This is a genomic window from Tabrizicola sp., from assembly GCF_016792905.1.
Classification (GTDB): Bacteria; Pseudomonadota; Alphaproteobacteria; order Rhodobacterales; family Rhodobacteraceae; genus Tabrizicola.
Map to the genome: position 1 here is coordinate 24,177 of NZ_JAEULP010000080.1, position 19,208 is coordinate 43,384.

Annotated in this window: 19 protein-coding genes; 9 read left to right on the forward strand and 10 right to left on the reverse strand. The window is 65.5% G+C overall.

The features are described from left to right. Positions 1 to 154: 154 nt before the first annotated feature. The gene (locus JNL31_RS16935; protein ID WP_294975795.1) at positions 155 to 754 is read left to right on the forward strand and encodes a polysaccharide biosynthesis/export family protein; all 600 of its coding nucleotides are present in this window, start codon (positions 155 to 157) and stop codon (positions 752 to 754) included. A gap of 7 nt (positions 755 to 761) precedes the next feature. After that, positions 762 to 2,102 carry a hypothetical protein gene (locus tag JNL31_RS16940; protein ID WP_294975797.1) on the forward strand — a complete coding sequence of 447 codons (1,341 nt, stop codon included), beginning with the start codon at positions 762 to 764 and terminating at the stop codon, positions 2,100 to 2,102. A gap of 54 nt (positions 2,103 to 2,156) precedes the next feature. On the opposite strand, the gene JNL31_RS16945 is transcribed toward JNL31_RS16940, so the two are convergent. Further along, positions 2,157 to 3,065, reverse strand: a complete 909-nt coding sequence (locus tag JNL31_RS16945; RefSeq protein ID WP_294975841.1) for a glycosyltransferase family 2 protein — start codon at positions 3,063 to 3,065, stop codon at positions 2,157 to 2,159. Between the two features lie 83 nt (positions 3,066 to 3,148). Continuing rightward, positions 3,149 to 3,943, reverse strand: a complete 795-nt coding sequence (locus JNL31_RS16950) for a WecB/TagA/CpsF family glycosyltransferase (protein ID WP_294975799.1) — start codon at positions 3,941 to 3,943, stop codon at positions 3,149 to 3,151. A 265-nt stretch (positions 3,944 to 4,208) separates the two neighbouring features. On the opposite strand from JNL31_RS16950, the gene JNL31_RS16955 reads away from it, so the two are divergent. Together JNL31_RS16955 and JNL31_RS16960 are read left to right on the forward strand one after the other, a co-directional pair. Next, positions 4,209 to 5,024, forward strand: a complete 816-nt coding sequence (locus JNL31_RS16955; RefSeq protein ID WP_294975801.1) for a glycosyltransferase — start codon at positions 4,209 to 4,211, stop codon at positions 5,022 to 5,024. Between the two features lie 21 nt (positions 5,025 to 5,045). Further along, positions 5,046 to 6,281 carry a glycosyltransferase gene (locus tag JNL31_RS16960; protein ID WP_294975804.1) on the forward strand — a complete coding sequence of 412 codons (1,236 nt, stop codon included), beginning with the start codon at positions 5,046 to 5,048 and terminating at the stop codon, positions 6,279 to 6,281. A 125-nt stretch (positions 6,282 to 6,406) separates the two neighbouring features. Here the strand turns inward: JNL31_RS16960 and JNL31_RS16965 are convergent, their stop codons facing one another. After that, complete coding sequence (locus JNL31_RS16965; protein ID WP_294975806.1) at positions 6,407 to 7,378, reverse strand: glycosyltransferase; 972 nt, start codon at positions 7,376 to 7,378, stop codon at positions 6,407 to 6,409. A gap of 179 nt (positions 7,379 to 7,557) precedes the next feature. Here JNL31_RS16965 and JNL31_RS16970 point away from each other — a divergent pair, with 179 nt between their 5' ends. Then, positions 7,558 to 9,060, forward strand: coding sequence for a hypothetical protein (locus tag JNL31_RS16970; protein ID WP_294975808.1), 1,503 nt, complete (start codon positions 7,558 to 7,560; stop codon positions 9,058 to 9,060). Between the two features lie 7 nt (positions 9,061 to 9,067). Here JNL31_RS16970 and JNL31_RS16975 read toward each other — a convergent pair whose 3' ends face one another. Further along, a complete protein-coding gene (locus tag JNL31_RS16975; RefSeq protein ID WP_294975810.1) occupies positions 9,068 to 10,891 on the reverse strand; it encodes an ABC transporter ATP-binding protein in 1,824 nt (607 codons plus the stop codon). A gap of 324 nt (positions 10,892 to 11,215) precedes the next feature. Here JNL31_RS16975 and JNL31_RS16980 point away from each other — a divergent pair, with 324 nt between their 5' ends. Further along, on the forward strand, positions 11,216 to 11,536 hold the full coding sequence (locus JNL31_RS16980) for a hypothetical protein (RefSeq protein WP_294975813.1): 321 nt from the start codon (positions 11,216 to 11,218) through the stop codon (positions 11,534 to 11,536). A 413-nt stretch (positions 11,537 to 11,949) separates the two neighbouring features. On the opposite strand, the gene JNL31_RS16985 is transcribed toward JNL31_RS16980, so the two are convergent. The 4 genes from JNL31_RS16985 to JNL31_RS17000 form a co-directional block, all read right to left on the reverse strand. After that, a complete protein-coding gene (locus tag JNL31_RS16985; protein WP_294975816.1) occupies positions 11,950 to 12,642 on the reverse strand; it encodes a sugar transferase in 693 nt (230 codons plus the stop codon). Between the two features lie 558 nt (positions 12,643 to 13,200). Continuing rightward, positions 13,201 to 13,782 carry an isopropylmalate isomerase gene (locus JNL31_RS16990; RefSeq protein WP_294975819.1) on the reverse strand — a complete coding sequence of 194 codons (582 nt, stop codon included), beginning with the start codon at positions 13,780 to 13,782 and terminating at the stop codon, positions 13,201 to 13,203. A 25-nt stretch (positions 13,783 to 13,807) separates the two neighbouring features. After that, positions 13,808 to 14,656: a hypothetical protein gene (locus JNL31_RS16995; RefSeq protein ID WP_294975822.1), complete on the reverse strand. Its 849-nt coding sequence runs from the start codon at positions 14,654 to 14,656 to the stop codon at positions 13,808 to 13,810. Between the two features lie 38 nt (positions 14,657 to 14,694). Next, on the reverse strand, positions 14,695 to 16,140 hold the full coding sequence (locus tag JNL31_RS17000; protein WP_294975825.1) for a mannose-1-phosphate guanylyltransferase/mannose-6-phosphate isomerase: 1,446 nt from the start codon (positions 16,138 to 16,140) through the stop codon (positions 14,695 to 14,697). Positions 16,141 to 16,366: 226 nt separating this feature from the next. Here JNL31_RS17000 and hisB point away from each other — a divergent pair, with 226 nt between their 5' ends. The 3 genes from hisB (at position 16,367) to JNL31_RS17015 (ending at position 18,567) form a co-directional block, all read left to right on the forward strand. Continuing rightward, entirely contained in the window at positions 16,367 to 16,954 is a 588-nt protein-coding gene (gene hisB / locus JNL31_RS17005; RefSeq protein ID WP_294975827.1) for an imidazoleglycerol-phosphate dehydratase HisB, read from the forward strand. A gap of 69 nt (positions 16,955 to 17,023) precedes the next feature. Further along, the gene (gene hisH, locus JNL31_RS17010) at positions 17,024 to 17,662 is read left to right on the forward strand and encodes an imidazole glycerol phosphate synthase subunit HisH (RefSeq protein ID WP_294975829.1); all 639 of its coding nucleotides are present in this window, start codon (positions 17,024 to 17,026) and stop codon (positions 17,660 to 17,662) included. After that, on the forward strand, positions 17,659 to 18,567 hold the full coding sequence (locus tag JNL31_RS17015; RefSeq protein WP_294975833.1) for a glutaminase: 909 nt from the start codon (positions 17,659 to 17,661) through the stop codon (positions 18,565 to 18,567). The genes hisH and JNL31_RS17015 overlap by 4 nt, the downstream gene beginning before the upstream one ends. Here JNL31_RS17015 and JNL31_RS17020 read toward each other — a convergent pair. Next, entirely contained in the window at positions 18,564 to 18,974 is a 411-nt protein-coding gene (locus tag JNL31_RS17020; RefSeq protein ID WP_294975837.1) for a VOC family protein, read from the reverse strand. The two genes, JNL31_RS17015 and JNL31_RS17020, sit on opposite strands and share 4 nt — an antisense overlap. Before the next feature lie 31 nt (positions 18,975 to 19,005). Then, positions 19,006 to 19,208 (reverse strand): EamA family transporter (locus JNL31_RS17025; protein WP_294975839.1); only part of this gene is annotated, 203 nt, incomplete at its 5' end.

Below are 19,208 nucleotides of genomic sequence, written 5' to 3' on the forward strand. Positions count from 1 at the left end.
GCCACCTGGCCGGTCATTCGTTCCTCAGGCCACCCACGCACCGCAAAACCACCGATTCGCGGATGCATTTCCTCTTTCCGAACCGGTGCGGGACAAATACTGTTGACGCGTCGCAGTCGCGCCCGTTTTCACTGGACGCCAAGGAGTGTTTTCGATGTCTATCTTTCACCGCCTCGCCGCCGCCCTGCTCCTTGTCCCAATTCTGGCTGTCGCCAGCTGGGCTCAGGACTACCGAGTCCGCGCGGGCGATGTCCTGCAGATCGAGGTGCTGGAAGACGCGACGCTGAACCGCACCGCCATCGTGCTGCCGGATGGACAGATATCGCTGCCGCTGGCCGGGTCGGTCCAAGCTGCCGGTCGCAGCCTGGCGCAGGTGCAGGCCGATCTGGCCACCCGCCTGGCCCCGAACTTCGCCACCCCGCCCACCGTCTATGTGACCCTCAACTCGCTGGCCGAACGCGCACCCGCTGCCGCGCCGCGCCTGACGGATATCTACGTCCTCGGCGCCGCGACAACGCCTGGGAAGGTCGAGGTCAAGCCCGGTGCCACGCTGCTGCAGGCACTGGCCGTGGCGGGTGGCGTCACTCCCTTCGCTGCGAAAAAGCGCATCCAGCTGCGCCGGGTCGACAAGTCCGGCGTCGAAAAGGTCTACAAGTTCGACCTTGACGCGATCGAGCGCGGCGCCGCCGGTGGTTCCACGCGTCTGATGTCTGGCGACGTGATCGTCATCCCGCAGCGCAAGCTCTTCGAGTAATCGGGTCATGCGCCGCACTGGCCTTGCCCTTGGCGGTGTCTGCTCCGCCTGCGCGCTCCTGTCGTCCTCGGCCGTCCTGGCGCAGGACGGCGGGATACTTCTGACGTTCGGGATCGAGAACCGGCTTGAGATCGTCCGTAATGACGACCTTGCGGTTCCATCCAGCGGTACCGATGTTGCCGACGTCACCGTGCTGTCGTTCGGGCTGATCAGCGAGACGGCGATTGACCGTCTTGCCTTCTCGGCATCGGGCGCGCTGATCGCCGAGAACACCGCCGACAGTTCCGGGACCGCGCTGGATTTCGGCCGGGCCGCGGTGACGCTCGACTACCATCGCGAAGTGCCAGCGGCGGTGCTCGACGTTACTGCCACTTTCCGGAACGACAATGTCGACGCTTTCGACGATCTGGAAGAGGATGACGAGACCGGGACCCGCACCGACCTTGGCGTGTCGGCACGACTTGAAACGGGCCGGACCTCCTCCATCGGCCTTGCCATGGGGGTGGCCCACGAAACCACCGACTACCAGGATACGGGCGATCCGGATCTGGTCGACTCCACCGAGACGCGCGCCGATTTCGCGGTGCTACTCCACGCGACCGAAACCACGACGGGCCGCGTGGGCCTGCGCTACCGTCATCGCGAGGAAGAAAGCGTCGGCGACTACAGGCTTGACGAACGGACCGCCTTTGCCGGACTGGACTACGCCGTCAGCGAGCGGCTCGATCTGTCCGCCGAGATCGGCTACGTCACCTCTGAGATTGAGGAATTCGGCATCCTCGACAAGGCGGACGGTCCCGAACTCAGCCTCGGGCTGACCTATGACATGCCCGTCGGCATTGCGACGGCATTGTTTCGTGTCACCACCGATGCCGACGAAGGCCAGCGCGAGACGTTCGAAATCGGCCGCGAGCTGGAAACCCCGGCGAACGTCATCTCGGCCCGGCTTGGCATCACCCATGCCGATCCGACCGGCACCGACATGATCGGCAGCCTGAGCCTTCGTCACCCGCTGCCGGATGGCTCCATCGGTGTAAGCCTCGAACGCAGCGTCGCGTTTGACGATGATGACGACGAGGAAGTCGTATCGTCGCGGGCCAGCGTGAACTGGGCAAAGTCGATCAACGACTTCTCGGCGATCTCGCTGGACATCAGCTACGAGTTGAGCGACTCGCCGACCGAACGGATCGAACAGGTGACGCTCGGCGCGGGCTACAGCCACCGGCTGACCGACGCCTGGACCCTGGACAGCGGGATCGGCTATCGGGTTCGGCACGATGCCGACGGCCATTCTGAATCGCCGAACCTTTTCGTGGCGCTGAGCCGCGATTTCCAGTTCCGGCCCTGATGGCTGACTGACGCTGACAGAAGGGCGGCCAGCACGTCTGGCCGCCTTTGTGCATTAGGGTCGCGCCTTTCCGGACCCAACCAGTTGCCGGGCGGCATGACCGCTCAGGTCGCGCAGGAAATGCGGCGGACCGGCGGGAATCTTCGGCTGGGCCAGGCGCCGTACCTGAAGGATCAGCCCGCCCGCCAGATGCGCAATCGTCGCTGCAACCGCCCGCGGCGTTCCGCCTGATTTCCGGAAGTAGTACCAGCGGCTGTCAAACCAGTATCCCGGCACCCGTTTCCAGGTCTTCATGCCTGTCGAGACCGAACCGATATGCTCCACGCGGCTTTCGCGAACGAAATGCGTGGGCCAACCTGCTTCGGCTGCCCGGCGGCAGAGGTCGGTTTCCTCGAAATAGAGAAAGAAGGTCTCGTCGAAGTCGCCGATCTCGCGCAGCACCACGTCGCGGATCATCATGCTTGCCCCGGCGAGCCAGTCCACCGGACCGGTGGCATCGGGCACGCCGATTGCCACCGAACGCCCGGCCAGCAGCCGCGAGATCGGCCCGGTCCGTGCCGCGCCCTCGAACTCGGACGCGACCGAGGGGAATCGGAAGCAGGTGACATGCGGCTCACCGTCGGGACCATGGATGTAGCTTCCCGCGATCCCGACCGTCGGGTGCCGTTGCAGATAGTCCAGCAGCAGGCGGATCGCATCCGGTGCCGGAAAGGCGTCCGAGTTCAGGATGTAGACATAGTCCGGGCGGCTGCCGTCGGGCAGGCCCAGCCGGATACCCACGTTGTTTCCCGCACCGAAGCCGCCGTTCCGCCCGGATTGCACCACGCGAAACCGCGGGCGGTCCTTCAGGGCGTCGCGCATGCGTTCGAACGACCCGTCACCGGAATCGTTGTCGACGACCACGATGCCGCCCGCGACCCCCTCCATCGCGCGTTCGGCCGCATCTGCGGCGCGCAGCGTCATTTCGGCGGTGCGCCAGTTCAGAAGGACGGTCAGAACCGTCGGGTTTGCAATGGGTTCGCTCACACTGTCCATCCTGGATGCCTTCACTCGGCAGTGCCCTGCTTCCGCGCGCTGCGGGATGCCAGCGCCTGCCCGGTCAGCGAGGGCAGCACAAGCGCGCAGTCGAGGTAGCGCCGGGCAAGCCGACGCGGATTCGACAGCATCCGCCACAACCATTCCATCGCGATCCTGCGCACCCAGACCGGCGCGCGGGTCTGATGCCCGGCGATGAAGTCGAGCCCCGCCCCGATCGACAGGAAGCCCAGCTGCGGATGGCGTGCCAGCCCGCGGGCGGCCAGCACTTCCTGCTTCGGCGCCCCGAGCGCCAGAAGGCAGATGCGCGCACCGGACGCGGCGACCTGGTCCAGCAGCGCATCCGCTGCCGGACTTTCGGGGTCGAACCCGTAGGGCGGCGCCAGGCAGGCCGCGACCACCAGCCCCGGATGGTCCGCCTTGAGCTGCGCAGCGGCCGCCTGCAGCACCGTCTCGGTCGAGCCGAGGAAAGCCAGTGGCGTGCCCATCCGGGCGGCCAGGTCGGCGACCGGCGTGATGAGTTCCGAACCGGGAACGAGGCTCACCTCCGGACGTCCGGCCAGGCGCGCAAGCCAGACGACCGGATTGCCATCCGCCACGACGTGACTGTGCGCCCGGTAGGCGCGCAGGAAATCGGCATTGCGGCGCATCTTCACGATATGGTCCAGGTTCAGCGTCGCGATGGCAAAGCCCCGCCCTTCCGCAAGGCAGCGGGCGATGTCATCCAGAAGGCTCGCGCTGTCGGGAAAGTTGATCATGTCCGACGGAAGGCCAAGCCCGGTCGGAGACATCGTTCCATGCGTCATTGCCATTCCTGATCGCCGTATCCACCGCGCTGCGACACCCAAGCGACACGACCGTCAGCGCACCGCGTCCATCCACGGCACCACCTTGGATGACCACCGTTCCGGACGCCCGCCTGGTCCTTGAGCAGCCGAATCTCTAATGGAAAATTGCATTGCGGTCCAAGGCTTTCGCCTTTGCTGCCTTGATCCCACTCCGCTTTTCGTTCAGCATTGGCCACTTGCTTGCACCTGGACAACACTTTTGACGACCCTTCGCGATATTAGCGTGATCATCCCCGCCCATGACGAGGAAGCATGGCTGGATCGCTGCATGAATTCCCTGATGCAACAGGACGATTCCGCGCGGTCCGTCGAGATCATCGTTGTCGCGAATGCCTGCACCGATCACACGGCAGACATCGCGCGCGGCTATGGTCCGGCGGCCGAAAGGCGGGGATGGGCGCTCCGCGTGATCGAGGTTCCGCAGGGCGGCAAGCTCAACGCGCTGAACCTTGGCGACGCTGCGGCGCAGGGGCGAAGCCGGATGTATCTTGATGCCGACATCACCTGCGATGCCGACTTGCTTGGTCAGATATGCACTGCGCTGTCGGTCGATGTCCCGCGCTATGCGACCGGAACCCTGGCCATCGCGCGGGCCAGGTCCTGGGTCACGCGCTGCTACGCCTCGGTCTGGCGCCGCCTGCCCTTTGTCCGGGGGGGCGCAGTCGGCGCGGGGCTTTTTGCGGTGAACCCGGGCGGTCGGCAGCGCTGGACGGCGTTTCCGGCGATCATCTCGGATGACACCTTCGTCCGCCTGCAGTTTTCAGCCGCGGAACGGGTCGAGGTTCCCGCCCGCTATCACTGGCCCATGGTCGAAGGCTTCGGAAACCTTGTCCGGGTGCGCCGACGTCAGGATGCCGGCGTGACCGAATTGCGCCACCGCTACCCGGCGCTGTTCCGGAACGAGGCCAAGGCACCGCTGACCATTCCGGGCCTTCTCGGGATCGCCCTGCGCGTGCCAATGGGGTTCCTCGTGTACATGGCGGTTCACATTGCCGTCCGCCTGCGCCCGGCGACGGGCGAATGGACACGCGGGCGCTAGGCAGGAAAGGATCGGAACACCGTGACGAATGCCGGGCCGATCGCCTATCTCACCGGGGACTACCCGAAGATCTCGCACACGTTCATCCTGCGCGAGGTCCAGCAGTTGCGCGCCCGGGGAGTGGAGGTCATTCCCTGTTCGATCCGCAGGCCCGCGCCCGCCGATTTGCCGGGCCGCGAGGAACAGGACGAGGTTGCGCGCACCTTCTACGTCAAAGCCGCCGCAAAGAACCCGCTGCGCACCCTCGCGGCGCATGGCCGGGCCTTCCGGCGCTCACCTGCAACCTGGGCAAAGACCCTCGCCCTCGCCATCCGGATGCGGTCCCCGGGGTTGAAAGCCCTGATCTGGCAGCTGTTCTACTTCCTTGAGGCCGGTGTCCTGGCCGACCACCTGCGTCGCAACAAAGTGCAGCACCTGCACAACCATTTCGGCAACTCCAGCTGTTCGGTCGCCGTCCTTGCTGCCGAACTGGCCGGCATCCCCTTCAGCTTCACCGAACATGGCCCCGCGATCTTCTTCGAGGTCGACCGCTGGGCGCTGCCGGAAAAGATCGCCCGCGCCAGGTTCGTCGTCGCGATCACGCATTTCTGCCGGTCGCAGCTGATGCTGTTCTCCGACCCGAAGCATTGGGGCAAGATCGCCATCGTCCACTGCGGCGTCGATCCGGCGGCCTATCGTCGCGATCCGGGCGGAACCGGCAAGCGCGTGGCCTTCGTCGGCAGGCTCGACCCGGTGAAGGGCGCGCTGCTTCTGGTGGAAGCAATGGCCGAAGTGCTGAAAGTCCACCCCGACGCCACGCTGACCCTTGCCGGCGACGGCCCCGCCCGCGCCCCCGCCGAGGCCCGGACGAGGGAGCTTGGCATTTCAGCGGCGGTGCGCTTCGCGGGCTTCATGACCCAGGGCCAGGTTGCCGATCTCCTGGCCACCTCCGACATGCTGGTCCTGCCCTCCTTTGCCGAGGGTTTGCCGGTGGTCTACATGGAAGCGCTTGCCTCGCTCATCCCGGTCGTGGCCAGTCGTGTCGCCGGGGTGCAGGAACTGGTCGAGGATGGCGTCACCGGCTACACCGTGCCGCCGGGCGACATCGCCTCCATCCTTGACCGCATCCTGCGGCTGATGGCGAACCCCTCCGCCGCGCAGGCCATGGGCGAGGCGGGGCGCAAGGCCGTGGAAGCCGGTTTCGACATTTCCCACGAAGGGGCCTGGCTCGCGCAAATCTTCCGGCAAGGCGGGCCCGAGGGCAAGCTGCGGCCCTGATGCCGACCAGAGACCCGCAAACCGGACCGCGCTGGCAAACAGGGAAGGCCCGGTGCCGGGAAAGGTGCGCGCCTTGCCGTCCCCCGGGGTCGACCGGCCCGTCAGGCCATGACCTCGGGGGCCTGTCACTTGTATTCGATCAGCGCCGCACGACGGCGCAAGAGCCGGTTTAGCCAGAACTGCAAGACACCGATGGCTTCGGGAAACTTCCCCAGCACCAGGAAGAAGGCGCGCTCCAGACCAAACCGCCGCTGAAGCCGCAGGACCTGCACCGGATAGGCGGCAAGGATCAGCGCCGCCCAGGGGCTGAAGAACATGCCCAGAAGGCCCGTCACCGGCAACCCAAGTCCCCAGGCCAGCGCCCGCCGGGTTTCGGCAACCCAGTGGAACTCCGGCGCCGCGCCGTGCATGGCCGCGCCTTCGGCAAAGGCGAATCCCGCGCGCCGCGTGCGCTTCCACCATTGCCCGATCCGGTACATCGCCGCATCGTGCAGGGTCATTTCCGCATCAAGCCGCCAGATCCGCCATCCGGCCGCCCGCAGCCGCAGGCAAAGCTCTGGCTCCTCGCCAGCGATCAGCGCATCGTCGTAGCCCCCGACCTGCCGCACCGCCGCACTGCGCATCAGCGCATCGCCGCCGCAGGCCTTTGCCTCTCCCGGCGGCGTATCCCATTCGGCATCGCATAGCCGGTTCCAGACCGACGCCTCGGGATGCATTTCGCGCCGTCGGCCGCAGACGACAGCCACCTCTGGCTGCGCCGCCAGAAAAGCGCGGGCCGCCGGCAACCAGCCCGGCTGCACGAGGCAGTCTCCGTCGACGAACTGCACGAACTCGGGGGTGCCCTCTTCCAGAAGCCTCGCAAAACCCGCGTTGCGCGCCCGCGCCGCCGTGAACGGGATCGACGTATCCAGTGCAACCACCACGGCGCCCGCCCTTCTGGCCGCCGCCACACTACCGTCGGTCGAGCCGGAATCGACATAGACCAGCGGCCAGACCCCGGAGGAGAGCGACTCAAGGCAGGCCACGAGCCTTGCGCCTTCGTTGCGACCAATGACCACCGCGCCAATACTGCCCGCCGCCAAATCACGCTGTATCAATCTGCGCTTCCAGACTTCCGGTCCATTTCATTGCAAGAAGCACAGATTCCGCCTGTCTCCAAGGGAAAGCGGGATCGCGCTTCTGCACGATCCGGCGTGATTGTGCACGCGGATTGCATTTTCCTCGACCGCCGAACCCGCTACAACCGGATCAACCCCTTTCCGCAAGGCCCGTCGGTATGCCGAACATCGTTGCCTATCTGGCGCTTTTCATCTGGCCCATTGTCGCGATCGTGCTGTTCCGGCTGTTGCCGCTCCAGAAGGCCCTGGTCTGGACGATCATCGGCGGATACCTGCTGTTGCCCACCGCCACCTACATAAAGTTCCCTATGGTGCCACCGATCGACAAAACGCTGGTGGCCAGCCTTCCGGCACTGCTCCTCTGCTTCCTGATGGCTCCGCCGCAGCCGCCGAACCCGGCAGCTTCGGCCCGATCCGGGCGGCATGTTCTGCTTTTTCTGTTCGCGGTCGTGATCACCTCGCCGGTGCTGACCGTGATACAGAATACCGCACCGGTCATCGACGGCCGCACTTACCTGCCCGGCCTGCGCCTGTACGATGCGATGAGCATAATCTCGGACACTCTGGTGTCGCTCATCCCGCTCTGGCTTGGCCTGCGCTACCTGAACTCGCGCGCGGGGCTGAACGCCATCCTCCAGGTTCTGGCGATCAGCGGCCTGGCCTATACCATCCCGATCCTCTTCGAGGTGCGCTTCAGCCCGCAACTGCACACCTGGATCTATGGCTTCTTCCCGCACAGTTTCCAGCAGCACATGCGCGAGGACGGCTTCCGCCCGGTGGTCTTCCTGTCGCACGGGCTTCTGATCGGTATCTATCTCTGCATCGCGACGCTCGCCGCCGTCACGCTTTTTCGTGAGGCCCGGCGCGAGGGGCGCCCCACGGTCTACTGGCTCCTGGCGACGTTTTGGCTCCTGGGGGTGCTGTTCGTGTCAAAGAACTTCGGCGCGATGATCATAGCGCTGGTGCTGACGACGGCGATCTTCCTGCTCGGACGTCGACCGCAACTCATCATCGGGCTGGCGGTCGCGACCGTGGTCATGTTCTACCCGATATTGCGCGGAGCGGGCTGGATTCCCGTCGACGCTGTCTATGACTACGTGCAGTCGATCGATACCGAGCGCGCCGCCTCGCTGAAGTTCCGGCTGGACAACGAGGAGGCCGTCCTGTTGCGCGCCAGCGAAAAACCTCTGCTCGGCTGGGGAACCTGGGGACGCGGGCTGTTGCACGATCCGAATACCGGCGCACTGACCAGCGTCGTCGATGGCATCTGGCTCCTGGTGATCTGCGGCTTCGGCTGGCTTGGCTATTTCGGCCGATTCGGGCTCTTGACCGCGCCGATCCTGTTGTTCGCCCTCAGGCGTCGGTCGGTGGGTGATTCCTTCATTCCCTTCGGCCTGATCGTCACGCTCAGCGCCACGCTGATCGACCTCCTGCCGAATTCGGGGTTGGTCAACTATGTCTGGCTCATGGCGGGCGCGGTGGCGGGCCACGTCCTGTGGTGGCGGGGCCCCGAAGCCGAGGCGGCAGCCAGGAGTGGCGCTGTCGGGCAAGCCGACATGCAGCCCTTTGGCGCACCGCCCCGTGCGGCCTGGTTGATGCCTGACACCGGACCGACCGGCAGGGAAGGCCGCCACGACCACCGGACGGGCGGCCGACGCTGACCCCGTATCAGCCCACCTCGGTCGCTGCCGCGGGGGACCCGCCCGCCACCATGCGCCGGAATACCTCGCTCGTGGACAGAAGCGCGTCATAGCTGCCCTCTGCCCGCAACCGCCCGCGTTCCATCAGAAAGATCGTGTCGCACCGCCGCACGGTGGACAGCCGGTGCGCGATCAGGATGATCGTCTTGTCGGCCCGGATGCGCTGAACCGCCTCCATCACCTCGCGTTCAGTGATATTGTCCAGCGCCGAAGTTGCCTCGTCCATGATCAGCAACGTCGGGTCGCGGTACATGGCGCGGGCAATGCCGATGCGCTGGCGTTGCCCGCCCGACAGGCGCACGCCACGTTCGCCCACCCGGGTGTCGTATCCGCCGGGCAGGTCGGACAGGATGAAATCGTGCAGGGCCGCCACCTTGGCCGCACGTTCGACAGCCTCGCGGTTGATCTCGGCCTTCGGCACGCCAAAGGCGATGTTGGCGGCGATGGTGTCGTCGGTCAGGAAGATGGTTTGCGGCACATAGGCGATCGACGCCTGCCAGGACCGCCGGTTTGCGGCCGTCAGCGCCGTACCGTCCACCCTGATCGTGCCCGCGTCCGGCGACAGGAGCCCCAGGATCAGATCGACCAGTGTTGTCTTGCCCGCGCCGGTGCCCCCGACGATGCCGATCGTGGTCCGGGCGGGGATGGTGAGGTTGACCTCGTGCAGCGTCGGCTTGTCCGTGCCGTCATAGGCGAAACTCACCCCTTCAAGCGCAAGCTCGCGCTCCAGCGGCATCGGTGGCGATTGTGTCGCCGGCGTCGGCGAGGGCGGCGGGCTTGCCGCGAAATCGGCGACGATGGCATCCAGCACAGGCCGGGCACTGCGAATGGTGACCATGCCGGAGTAGATCTGCTGCACCGAGGGCAAGAGCCGCATCGTGGCAAGCGCGATCACCCCCAGCGTGGGCACGATCTCGGTCACGTTGCCTCCGTTGCGGAACAGCAGCAGCAGGATCAGCAGGACCAACGTGCCGAAGGTGATCGCCTCCAGGATGAAGCGCGGAATTTCCGCGACCAGCCTCATCCGCGCCATTGCCTTGGCGGACCTGTGGGCCTCGGCCGAATAGCTTTGGACATAGACCTCTTCCAGGCCCATGACTTTCACGTCCTTGATTCCTCCGGTCGCCTCCTTCGTGACCAGGTAGCGGGCCTCGAGCGCGTCCTTCATGTCATTGCCGACGCGCACCATCTGTCCGCGGATCCGCAGGTAGATCAGTGCATAGACCAACCCGAGCACGCCACCGCAGAACAGCGTCACCAGCGGGTCGACGATCAGAAGGAAGCCCAGGATCGAGATCGCCAGGATGCTGTTCGACACCAGTCGCAAGCTGGGAGCGATCACCCGCTCGATCAGCCCGTCAACTTCGTTCAGGATGTTCTTTTCCAGTTCGGCGCTGTTGCGTTGCAGGAACCATGGATAGGGATGCCGCAGGTAGGCCGACAACAGCCGGGTCGAGATGGTACAGTTCCGCATTGCCGAAAAGCGGATAGTCGCATTGGTGCCGGCCGCCTTGATGGCAAGTCCGGAAATGACGACGCCCAACACAACCAGCGCAAGCGCAATCTGGAACTCGAAGGGGCTGGTAAAGTCAAACCGGGTGTAGACGAAGGACAGCGCGGACACTGTCTGGATCTTCTCCGGCGCAGAAATAACGTTGAGCAGCAGCAGAACCGCCGAAAAGCCGCCGATTTCGGCAGCGGCGACCAGGAGCATGATGACCGCCAGCCACCAGAAATTCCGCCTCTCACGGGCGTCGAGCAGGGCGAACAACTTTTGGTACGTCTCAATCACTCGTTGTCCTCACGCTCTGCGGCCACCGCACCTTGCTGTTTCGGCATGACAAAAGAAAGGCAATCCGGCGCCACAACCGCTTTCCACGATCGACCGATGCCCCAGGTCGACATCCCGCAAGGCCGTGGTCCGACGCGGCCCCTGTTTCTCTGTTTCCGGACCCGGTCCCGCACCCGAAATCGAAGCTCGATTGCCATGAAATGAAGCCCATTACAACGGGTTATGGAGCATGTCCCCGCGGGCGGTGGCCACCACCACCCCGGATTGCATGATTGCAAAGTCCAGTTTCGCCAGAGTTGTCAGCCGCAAGAACGCTCCCGTGGCATGCCTGCCACACCGCGCTGGCAGATCCATGAAACGCAGATTCTCCCAAACGCAGCCACAATCTTGCCACGCAGGGCTTGCAATCTGGTGATGTTCTTCGCGTGGGGGTTGAAGCACATGCTTGCAGGTCTGGTTCTTTTGTCCGCAGCAGTCGGGTTGGTGGGGATGGGCGTGGCCTTCACCTTGGCGGTTCCGGCCTGGGTCGCCCTGGCCCTCTACCCGGCGATTTGCAGCCTCATGATGCTCACCAGTGCGGCGATCCTTTCGCGTCGCGCAACCCAGTCCGCGCAAGCCGCCCAATTTCTGCGGCCGCAGGCCTGATCTCGCGCCGTCGGCCGACTTCGAGGCGGGAAGCCGCCAGTCGGCGGAAAGCGCGATATTAAGCTTGGGAAGGTCGGCCAAGTTTCGCCAAGTCTTGAACGAAACATGTACGGTAAAACGATCAGTCACTCTTCAGTCTCGACGCTGTGCCCCGAGACGCATAATCTGAAGTCGAGACGGGGAAAGTTGTAGAACGATTGCTCCGACCAGGGAGACGGGAATGGCGCTGGGGCTGGTATTGATCGCGATGTTCGGCGCTGCCAGCGCGTCGGTGTTCCTTTATGCCTATGATTTTCCCATCTGGGCCATTGTTCTGGCCTACCCGCTGACCGGAACGCTCATTCTGCTTCCAGGCGTGGCCATGGTCGGATGGATCAGGCAGAATCCGCCCGACGCTCCCTCTGGGCAGTTGCTTACTTCCCGGTCGCCCGGAGCACCACACCCACAGTCGCCAGCAGGATCTTCAAATCCCTGAAGAACGACAGGTTCCGTTCGTACTCGGCATCAAATTCGGCCCGCTGTGCAAAAGTCGACTGGTTGCGGTCGGAAATCTGCCAGGTTCCGGTCAGGCCCGGACGCAGCGCATAATAGGCACTGCCCGGATACAGCTCCTTCTGATCCATCATCATCGGGCGCGGCCCGACAAGGCTCATGTCGCCAACGAGCACGTTCCACAATTGCGGCAGCTCATCGAGCGAGCTCTTGCGCAGGAACTGGCCAAACTCGGTGATCCGCGGATCGCGTGACAGTTTCTGGAACGCCTCCCACTCGGTTCTCGCCGCGTCGTGCTTCTGCAGGTATTCCTGCAGGCGCGCCTCGGCGTCGGGCACCATGGTGCGCAGCTTCCACAGCTTGAAACTGCGGCCGCTCTTCCCCACCCGCTCCTGCGTGAAGAACGGCGTGTGGCCTGTCGCCTTCAGCACACCCACCAGAACAAGCAGCACGGGCACGACAAAGGGGGCGGCCATCAGCACGAAGCCGACGTCGATCCAGCGCTTCAGGGTGCGACGATAAAACGGCTCTCTCCGAGCGCGAACCCAACCGGAGTTTACGGTGACAGACGGCCGCTCAAATTCATGCTCGTCTATTCCGGAACGAACGTCCATCTGCAACGCCTCCGCAAAGGTACCAATGGCAAAGCGAAATTTCCCGGACCCGGCCATATTCCGCCAGCCCGCAGCAAACCGTCGCACTCGCCACTCAACAACCACGTCAGACTTCTACCATCCGGGCGCCAATGCCGCAATGTGGCGCTCGGTGACATAACGCACAGAAAGTGGTTACTTCTCATTGGGTTACACGCTATGGTTGTATCCTCGCGTCGCTGAGGAGACAGCGTCAACCGGGCAGATTTCAACGGACTGGAACCGTCCGTCGGGACCAACACTTACGCTGCGGCACCACAGTCATGATTTCCTTCGCTTTTTAGCGATCCTGGCAAATCCGGCCTCGCCCCTCTTTGCAGCACGATCGCTTGGGCACGAACACGGCTCGGAAATGAGCACTCGTTCTAAGCACGAAATTGTGCGGAATCTCGAAACGGTGAATTTTTCGTTAAACTCCCCCTTTCCCCCTGTGACGACCTGTCGCCGCTGAAAAAGGTGGCAGGATCGGGCGTGACGGGCCGGACGGGGGACTGCTGGGTCGATTCGTCCGGCCGCTCGCTACCCGGCAAGAACCGCACGGCGACGGCGCATCGCAACCAGCGCGACCAGGGCCGGGCCGGGCAGTTCCAGCAGCCAGTTCATCTTCATTCCCAGCACCCAAGTGCCGATCAGCGCATCCATGTGGTGAAAGCTCGCCGCGCGCATCAGGACGAAGGCACAGACGAAGCCCAGGCCCAGAAGCGCCAGCCAGACCCGGCCCAGGATACTGCGCATCAGCAGCGCCATGAGCCCAAGTCCGACCACGCCCGCGGCCGCTACTCCCAGGATGAACAACTCCTGCACCGCAAGGCGCGAGTCATACCAGCCAGACAATCGCGCATGGCACCGGGCAACCGCGGTCAGCAACGACTGCAGATCCAACTGCTTGTTCAGTGCCAGAAACAACATGACCGCGGCCGAGATGCCCCAGAACAGGCGTTCACGCGGGGTATCCGGATCGGCGCGATCAAGCGCCGCAAGAAGCCGGAACGAACCGAGCGCGGCAACCAGGTAGACGACGACCGTCACCCAGCCCATGACATTGTTGTCCCCCAGTCCGGGCCCCCATTCGGAGAAGGCGCACCTCAGGACCGTCTTCATCCACTGTTTTCCCGCTCCCCCGCCCTTACCCGGCGCGCAGGCCGTTCAGCCTGCTCAGGAAGGACCGCATCACGTCGCGCTTCCAGTTCCGCTTCCAGGGATGGGTGGACGCATCGACCTTCGGAAAGACGATGGGCTGGATGTCTGCCGCGGTCGCGGCACCGCCTTCGGGGGCTCCTTCCGGATACCATGGCAGGAACCGCTCGAACTCGGGCCAGACATAGTTGTCGAACCAGGTCCAGGTATCGGTCCGTTTGTAGACCTGGCTGATTTCCTCGGCCAGCGCCGCGTCGACCGGCATCGGCGGGGTCGGGCGGCCAAGAAAGCGCAGGTTCCGGTGCATCAGCGCCTCGGTCTTGTGCGCCATGTAGCCAGGAACCCAGACCCGGAAGCCCATCTCCCCCGCGAGCCCTGCCACCGCGCGGAACACCTGCACATGATCCTCGTGGCCGTATTCGCCCCAGGGGCTATGCACGATCACGTTCTTCATCCCGGCCAGGCTGACCCGCAGCCGACCTTGCAGCTCGGCAAACTGCGCCCGGTAGCGCCTGGCGTCAAAGCTGGGCAGATGACGCAGCGCCCGGTGCGGATACAGCCCATAGGCGGTTTCCTTCGGGTTGGGCCAGGACGCGCTGTCGGAAATTCCGGATTCGATCATCGCGTACCAGTCCAGCGTCTGCAGCGGAAAGGCCGCCATCGCCGCCCGACGACCCTCTGTCAGAGGCTGGTTGCATTGCAATTCGCCAAAGACCACGACAATCCGCTCAGCTTCGCGCAGCACGGACGCGGCCCAGAGGATCTCGTCGTCAGGATGCGCCATGACCACGGCCAGCCGCTCAAGAATATCGGGGGACGCCACCGTCTGATCCTTCATACCGCCTGCTCCTGCATACTGCCTGCTCTTCCCTTGCGTTAGCGTGCTGGGCCTTGTTCATCGCCCCGGGCATAGACGTCCTCGTACCGGACAATGTCGTCCTCTCCCAGATAGGCGCCGGTCTGCACCTCGATCAGCACAACGGGCACCTTGCCGGGGTTGGCCAGCCGGTGGATCGCGCCAAGGGGAACATAGACCGACTGGTTCTCGCTCAGAAGCTTCACCTCGTCACCCACCGTCACCTGCGCCGTGCCCGACACCACGACCCAGTGCTCCGCCCGGTGCAGGTGGCTTTGCAGGCTGAGCGCGGCCCCCGGCTTGACCACGATCCGCTTGACCTGGAAGCGGTCGGCCAGCGCCAGCGTCTCGAACCAGCCCCAGGGCCGGTGATCGCGCGGGAACACCTCGGCCTGCCGCACCGAGCGCGCCTTGAGCTGTGCGACCGCCGTCTTCACCTCCTGGCTGCGCGCCCGGTCGGCGACCAGCACCGCATCCGGCATCGCGACAACGACCAGATCCTGAAGACCGATGCCCACGACATGCTGGCCCTCGACCTCGGACCGGATCAGGCTGCCCTCGCAGTCGATCGCCGTGACCGCCCCTTGCGCGACCACATCGCCCTGCGCCCCGCGATTCTCGCGCCAGACGGCATTCCAGTCGCCCAGATCGGACCAGGCCGTGCCCAGGGGAACGACTTCGATGTTCTTCGCCTTTTCCATCACCGCGAAATCGACCGAGATGTCGCGCAGCCCGTCCCAGGGGGCTTCGGCCAGGCGCAGGAAATCCAGATCCTGCCGCGCCCCGGCCACCGCCTCCTGCACCGGCGCCACCAGATCGGGAGCCTGCTCGGCAAAGGCCGCCACGAGCGTCGCGGCCGATGCCAGGAAGATGCCCGCGTTCCACAGGTAGCGCCCCTCGGCCAGCATGGCCTCGGCCCGCTCCAGCGGCGGCTTTTCCACGAAGCGCTGCACCGGCCGGGCCTCGCCATCCTTTGGCGTTCCCCGCACCTCGATCCAGCCATAGCCGGTTTCCGGCCGGTCGGGCCGTACCCCGAAGGTCACGATCTGCCCCGCTGCCGCCCTCGGGACCCCGGCCTGAACCGCTGCCCGGAAGGCATCGCTGTCGGGAATGCTGTGATCGGTCGGCATGACCAGCAAAAGCGCGTCAGGATGGTGCGCCGCCAGGTACACCGCCGCCGCCAGAATCGCCGGGCCGGTATTCTTCGCCGCGGGTTCGATCATGATCGCACCGGGCCGGATGCCCTCAACCGCCAGCTGCTCGGCCACGATGAAGCGGAAATCAGCGTTGGTGATGACCAGCGGGCTTTCCACGCCCGGCGCCCCCAGCATCCGGCTGGCCGCCGCCTGGAACAGCGTCCCCTGCCCGGCCAGCGGCACAAACTGCTTGGGAAAGCTTTTTCGCGACACGGGCCACAGGCGGGTGCCCGACCCACCGCACAGAAGAACTGGGAAAATCTCAGGCATGCCCTGAAGCAACTCCAACTTTCGCCCGGACAAGACTGGTCCCGGCCCATACCAATGTTTCGCGGCAAGTCTGGGCCATATTATGCCCAGATTCGGGCAAAGGGGATAGCATTTGCCCCGTGATTGCAACCGCGCGATCCGGACCTGCCGGACGCCCGGCCCCCCGGAACCGCCTTCCCCTCGCCGCCCCCGCGCCCTATAAGGCAGCGACACCAAGGGGATGCCCATGCGCGAAGCCACCGTCACCCGCAAGACCGCCGAGACGGACATTTCCGTCTTCCTCAATCTTGACGGTACGGGCAAGCACGACTGCCGGACCGGCATCGGCTTCTTCGACCACATGCTCGACCAGCTGTCCCGGCACAGCCTGATCGACCTGACCGTGCGTGCCACGGGCGACCTGCACATCGACGACCACCACACGGTCGAGGATGTGGGCATCGCGCTCGGCCAGGCCCTGACCAGAGCGCTCGGCGACAAGCGCGGCATCCGCCGCTACGGCCATTTCCGGCTGGCGATGGACGATGCCCAGATCGCCACCGCGCTCGACCTCTCCGCGCGGCCGTTCCTGATCTGGACCGTCGATTTCCCGACCGCGAAGATCGGCACCTTCGACACCGAGCTGGTGCGCGAATTCTTCCAGGCCCTCGCCACACACGGCGGGATCACCCTGCACGTCGACAAGCTGCACGGCCTCAACAGCCACCACATCGCCGAGGCCGCGTTCAAATCCGTTGCCCGCGCGCTGCGGCAGGCCGTCGAACCCGACCCCCGCCTCGGCGACGCGCTCCCCTCCACGAAGGGCGCGCTCTAGCCTTTCATACTGGCCCAAATATCCCCGCCGGAGGCTCCCGCACCCTCCGCCCGCGCACCGGATAAAGACATGCTCACCGTCCTCGTCGACTACGATTCCGGCAACCTGCACTCCGCCGAGAAAGCCTTCCAGCGCATGGCGGTGGAGGTCGGCGGCGGCGAAATCCTCGTCACCTCGAAGCCGGACGACGTGGCCCGCGCCGACCGCATCGTCCTGCCCGGCGACGGCGCCTTCCCGGCCTGCCGCGCGGCACTCGGCGCCTACGGCGGGCTTTTCGAAGCCATCGAAGACGCTGTGATCCGAAAGGCCCGCCCCTTCCTCGGCATCTGCGTCGGGATGCAGATGCTTGCCAGCCGCGGCCACGAATACCGCCTGACCGATGGCTTCGGCTGGATTCCGGGCGACGTGGTGAAGATCGAACCCGCAGACCGCGCGCTGAAAGTCCCGCACATGGGCTGGAACGACCTCATCGTCGAACGGCCCCATCCTGTCCTCGACGGCATCGCAACCGGCGAGCACGCCTACTTCGTCCACTCCTACCACTTCCGCGTGACCGACCCGGCCCATCGCCTCGCCTTTTGCGACTACGGTGGCCCGATCACCGCCATCGTCGGTCGCGACACCATCCTCGGCACCCAGTTCCACCCCGAGAAAAGCCAGGCCGCGGGCCTCCGCCTGATCGGCAACTTCCTGCGCTGGACGCCGTGAGCAGCGACATCGCGCAACATCTGGCCGAGATCGCGGCCGAGATGGCATCGCGCAGCGACCGCGGCCAGGTGGCCGGCTACATCCCCGAGCTTGCCGCCGCCGATCCCGGCCAGTTCGGCATCTCCGTCCTCCTCGCCGACGGCAGCCAGCATTCCGTCGGCGACAGCGCCGTGCCCTTCTCGATCCAGTCGATCTCCAAGGTCTTCGGCCTGGCCATCGCGCTCGGCCGTCTCGGTGACCAGCTCTGGACCCGGGTCCGGCGCGAACCCTCGGGCCTTGCCTTCAACTCGATCCTCCAGCTGGAAAGCGAAGGCGGCATCCCCCGCAACCCCTTCATCAACGCCGGCGCCATCGTCACCACCGATGCAGCCCTCGGCCGCCGTCCCCCGCGCGAATATCTGGCAGAGCTTCTCACCTTCATCCGCACCGCCGCCGGGGACGAGGACATCCACATCGCCAAATCGGTCGCCCGGTCCGAAACCCTGACCGGCCATCGCAACTTCGCGCTCGCACATTTCCTCGCCTCGCAGGGCAACCTGACCAACCCGCCCGACCATGTCCTCGGCGCCTATTTCCACCAATGCGCCATCGCCATGACCGTCGAGCAGTTGGCGCGCTCCGGCCGCTTCCTGGCCGGTCTCCAGCACCTCATTGCGCCCGAGCGGGTCCGCCGCATCAACGCGCTGATGCTGACCTGCGGCCATTACGACGGCTCGGGCGAATTCGCGTTCCGCGTCGGCCTGCCCGGCAAGTCCGGCGTGGGCGGCGGCATCCTCGCCATCGCGCCCGGCCGCGCCTCGATCGCTGTCTGGTCGCCCGGCTTGAACGCCCAGGGCAACTCGCAGCTCGGCACCGAGGCGCTGGAGATGCTGGCCCGCCGCACCGGCTGGTCGATCTTCGGCTAGCTTTCCGCCCAGAGCCGCGGCTCGGCGAACTCCACCGAATTGCCCGCCGGGTCACGGACATACAGCGACCGCGCCCCGTTCGGCCAGTCGAACTCCGCCTCCGCCGCCACGCCAGCCGCCGCCAGCCTCGCGCGCCAGACCGCAATCTCCTCGCGAGACGCCGCAAAGCACACATGCCCCGGCCCGCGCGCGCCATGCACCGGAACGGGCAGAGCGGGGTTGTGCGAAGGCACCTCGGTCGCCGCAGGATCGAAGACCAGCAGCACTCCCGCCCCCACCCGGAAGAACACATGCCGCCCCGCCACCTCGGCAATCACCGACAGGCCCAGCACATCGCCATAGAACCCCTTCGCCGCCACAAGGTCGCGCGCGTAAAGGGCCGTCTCAAGGATCGCTTCCGGTCGCATCCCCCGATCCTGCGCCTATGGCCAGCCCCGGTCAACGCCGCCGGAAAATCCGCCCGTCGATCATCGCCAGCCCTGCAAGGATCAGCCCCAGCCCCAGCCAGTGCCGGGGTTCCAGCCTCTCGCCCAGCACCAGCCAGCCCAGGGCCGCCGCCGAGAACGGGATCAGGAACGTCACCAGCGACACCGCCGTCGCCCCCGCCTCGGCCAGGATGCGGAAGAAGATCAGATAGGCCA

What these genes read in the sequence shown, in the direction of transcription:
- JNL31_RS16935 (WP_294975795.1), top strand. Translation starts at nt 155, where the DNA reads ATGTCTATCTTTCACCGCCTCGCCGCCGCCCTGCTCCTTGTCCCAATT.
- JNL31_RS16940 (WP_294975797.1), top strand. Translation starts at nt 762, where the DNA reads ATGCGCCGCACTGGCCTTGCCCTTGGCGGTGTCTGCTCCGCCTGCGCG.
- JNL31_RS16945 (WP_294975841.1), bottom strand. Translation starts at nt 3,065, where the DNA reads ATGACGCTGCGCGCCGCAGATGCGGCCGAACGCGCGATGGAGGGGGTC.
- JNL31_RS16950 (WP_294975799.1), bottom strand. Translation starts at nt 3,943, where the DNA reads ATGACGCATGGAACGATGTCTCCGACCGGGCTTGGCCTTCCGTCGGAC.
- JNL31_RS16970 (WP_294975808.1), top strand. Translation starts at nt 7,558, where the DNA reads ATGCCGAACATCGTTGCCTATCTGGCGCTTTTCATCTGGCCCATTGTC.
- JNL31_RS16980 (WP_294975813.1), top strand. Translation starts at nt 11,216, where the DNA reads ATGCCTGCCACACCGCGCTGGCAGATCCATGAAACGCAGATTCTCCCA.
- JNL31_RS16985 (WP_294975816.1), bottom strand. Translation starts at nt 12,642, where the DNA reads ATGGACGTTCGTTCCGGAATAGACGAGCATGAATTTGAGCGGCCGTCT.
- JNL31_RS16990 (WP_294975819.1), bottom strand. Translation starts at nt 13,782, where the DNA reads ATGAAGACGGTCCTGAGGTGCGCCTTCTCCGAATGGGGGCCCGGACTG.
- JNL31_RS16995 (WP_294975822.1), bottom strand. Translation starts at nt 14,656, where the DNA reads ATGAAGGATCAGACGGTGGCGTCCCCCGATATTCTTGAGCGGCTGGCC.
- JNL31_RS17000 (WP_294975825.1), bottom strand. Translation starts at nt 16,140, where the DNA reads ATGCCTGAGATTTTCCCAGTTCTTCTGTGCGGTGGGTCGGGCACCCGC.
- hisB (WP_294975827.1), top strand. Translation starts at nt 16,367, where the DNA reads ATGCGCGAAGCCACCGTCACCCGCAAGACCGCCGAGACGGACATTTCC.
- hisH (WP_294975829.1), top strand. Translation starts at nt 17,024, where the DNA reads ATGCTCACCGTCCTCGTCGACTACGATTCCGGCAACCTGCACTCCGCC.
- JNL31_RS17020 (WP_294975837.1), bottom strand. Translation starts at nt 18,974, where the DNA reads ATGCGACCGGAAGCGATCCTTGAGACGGCCCTTTACGCGCGCGACCTT.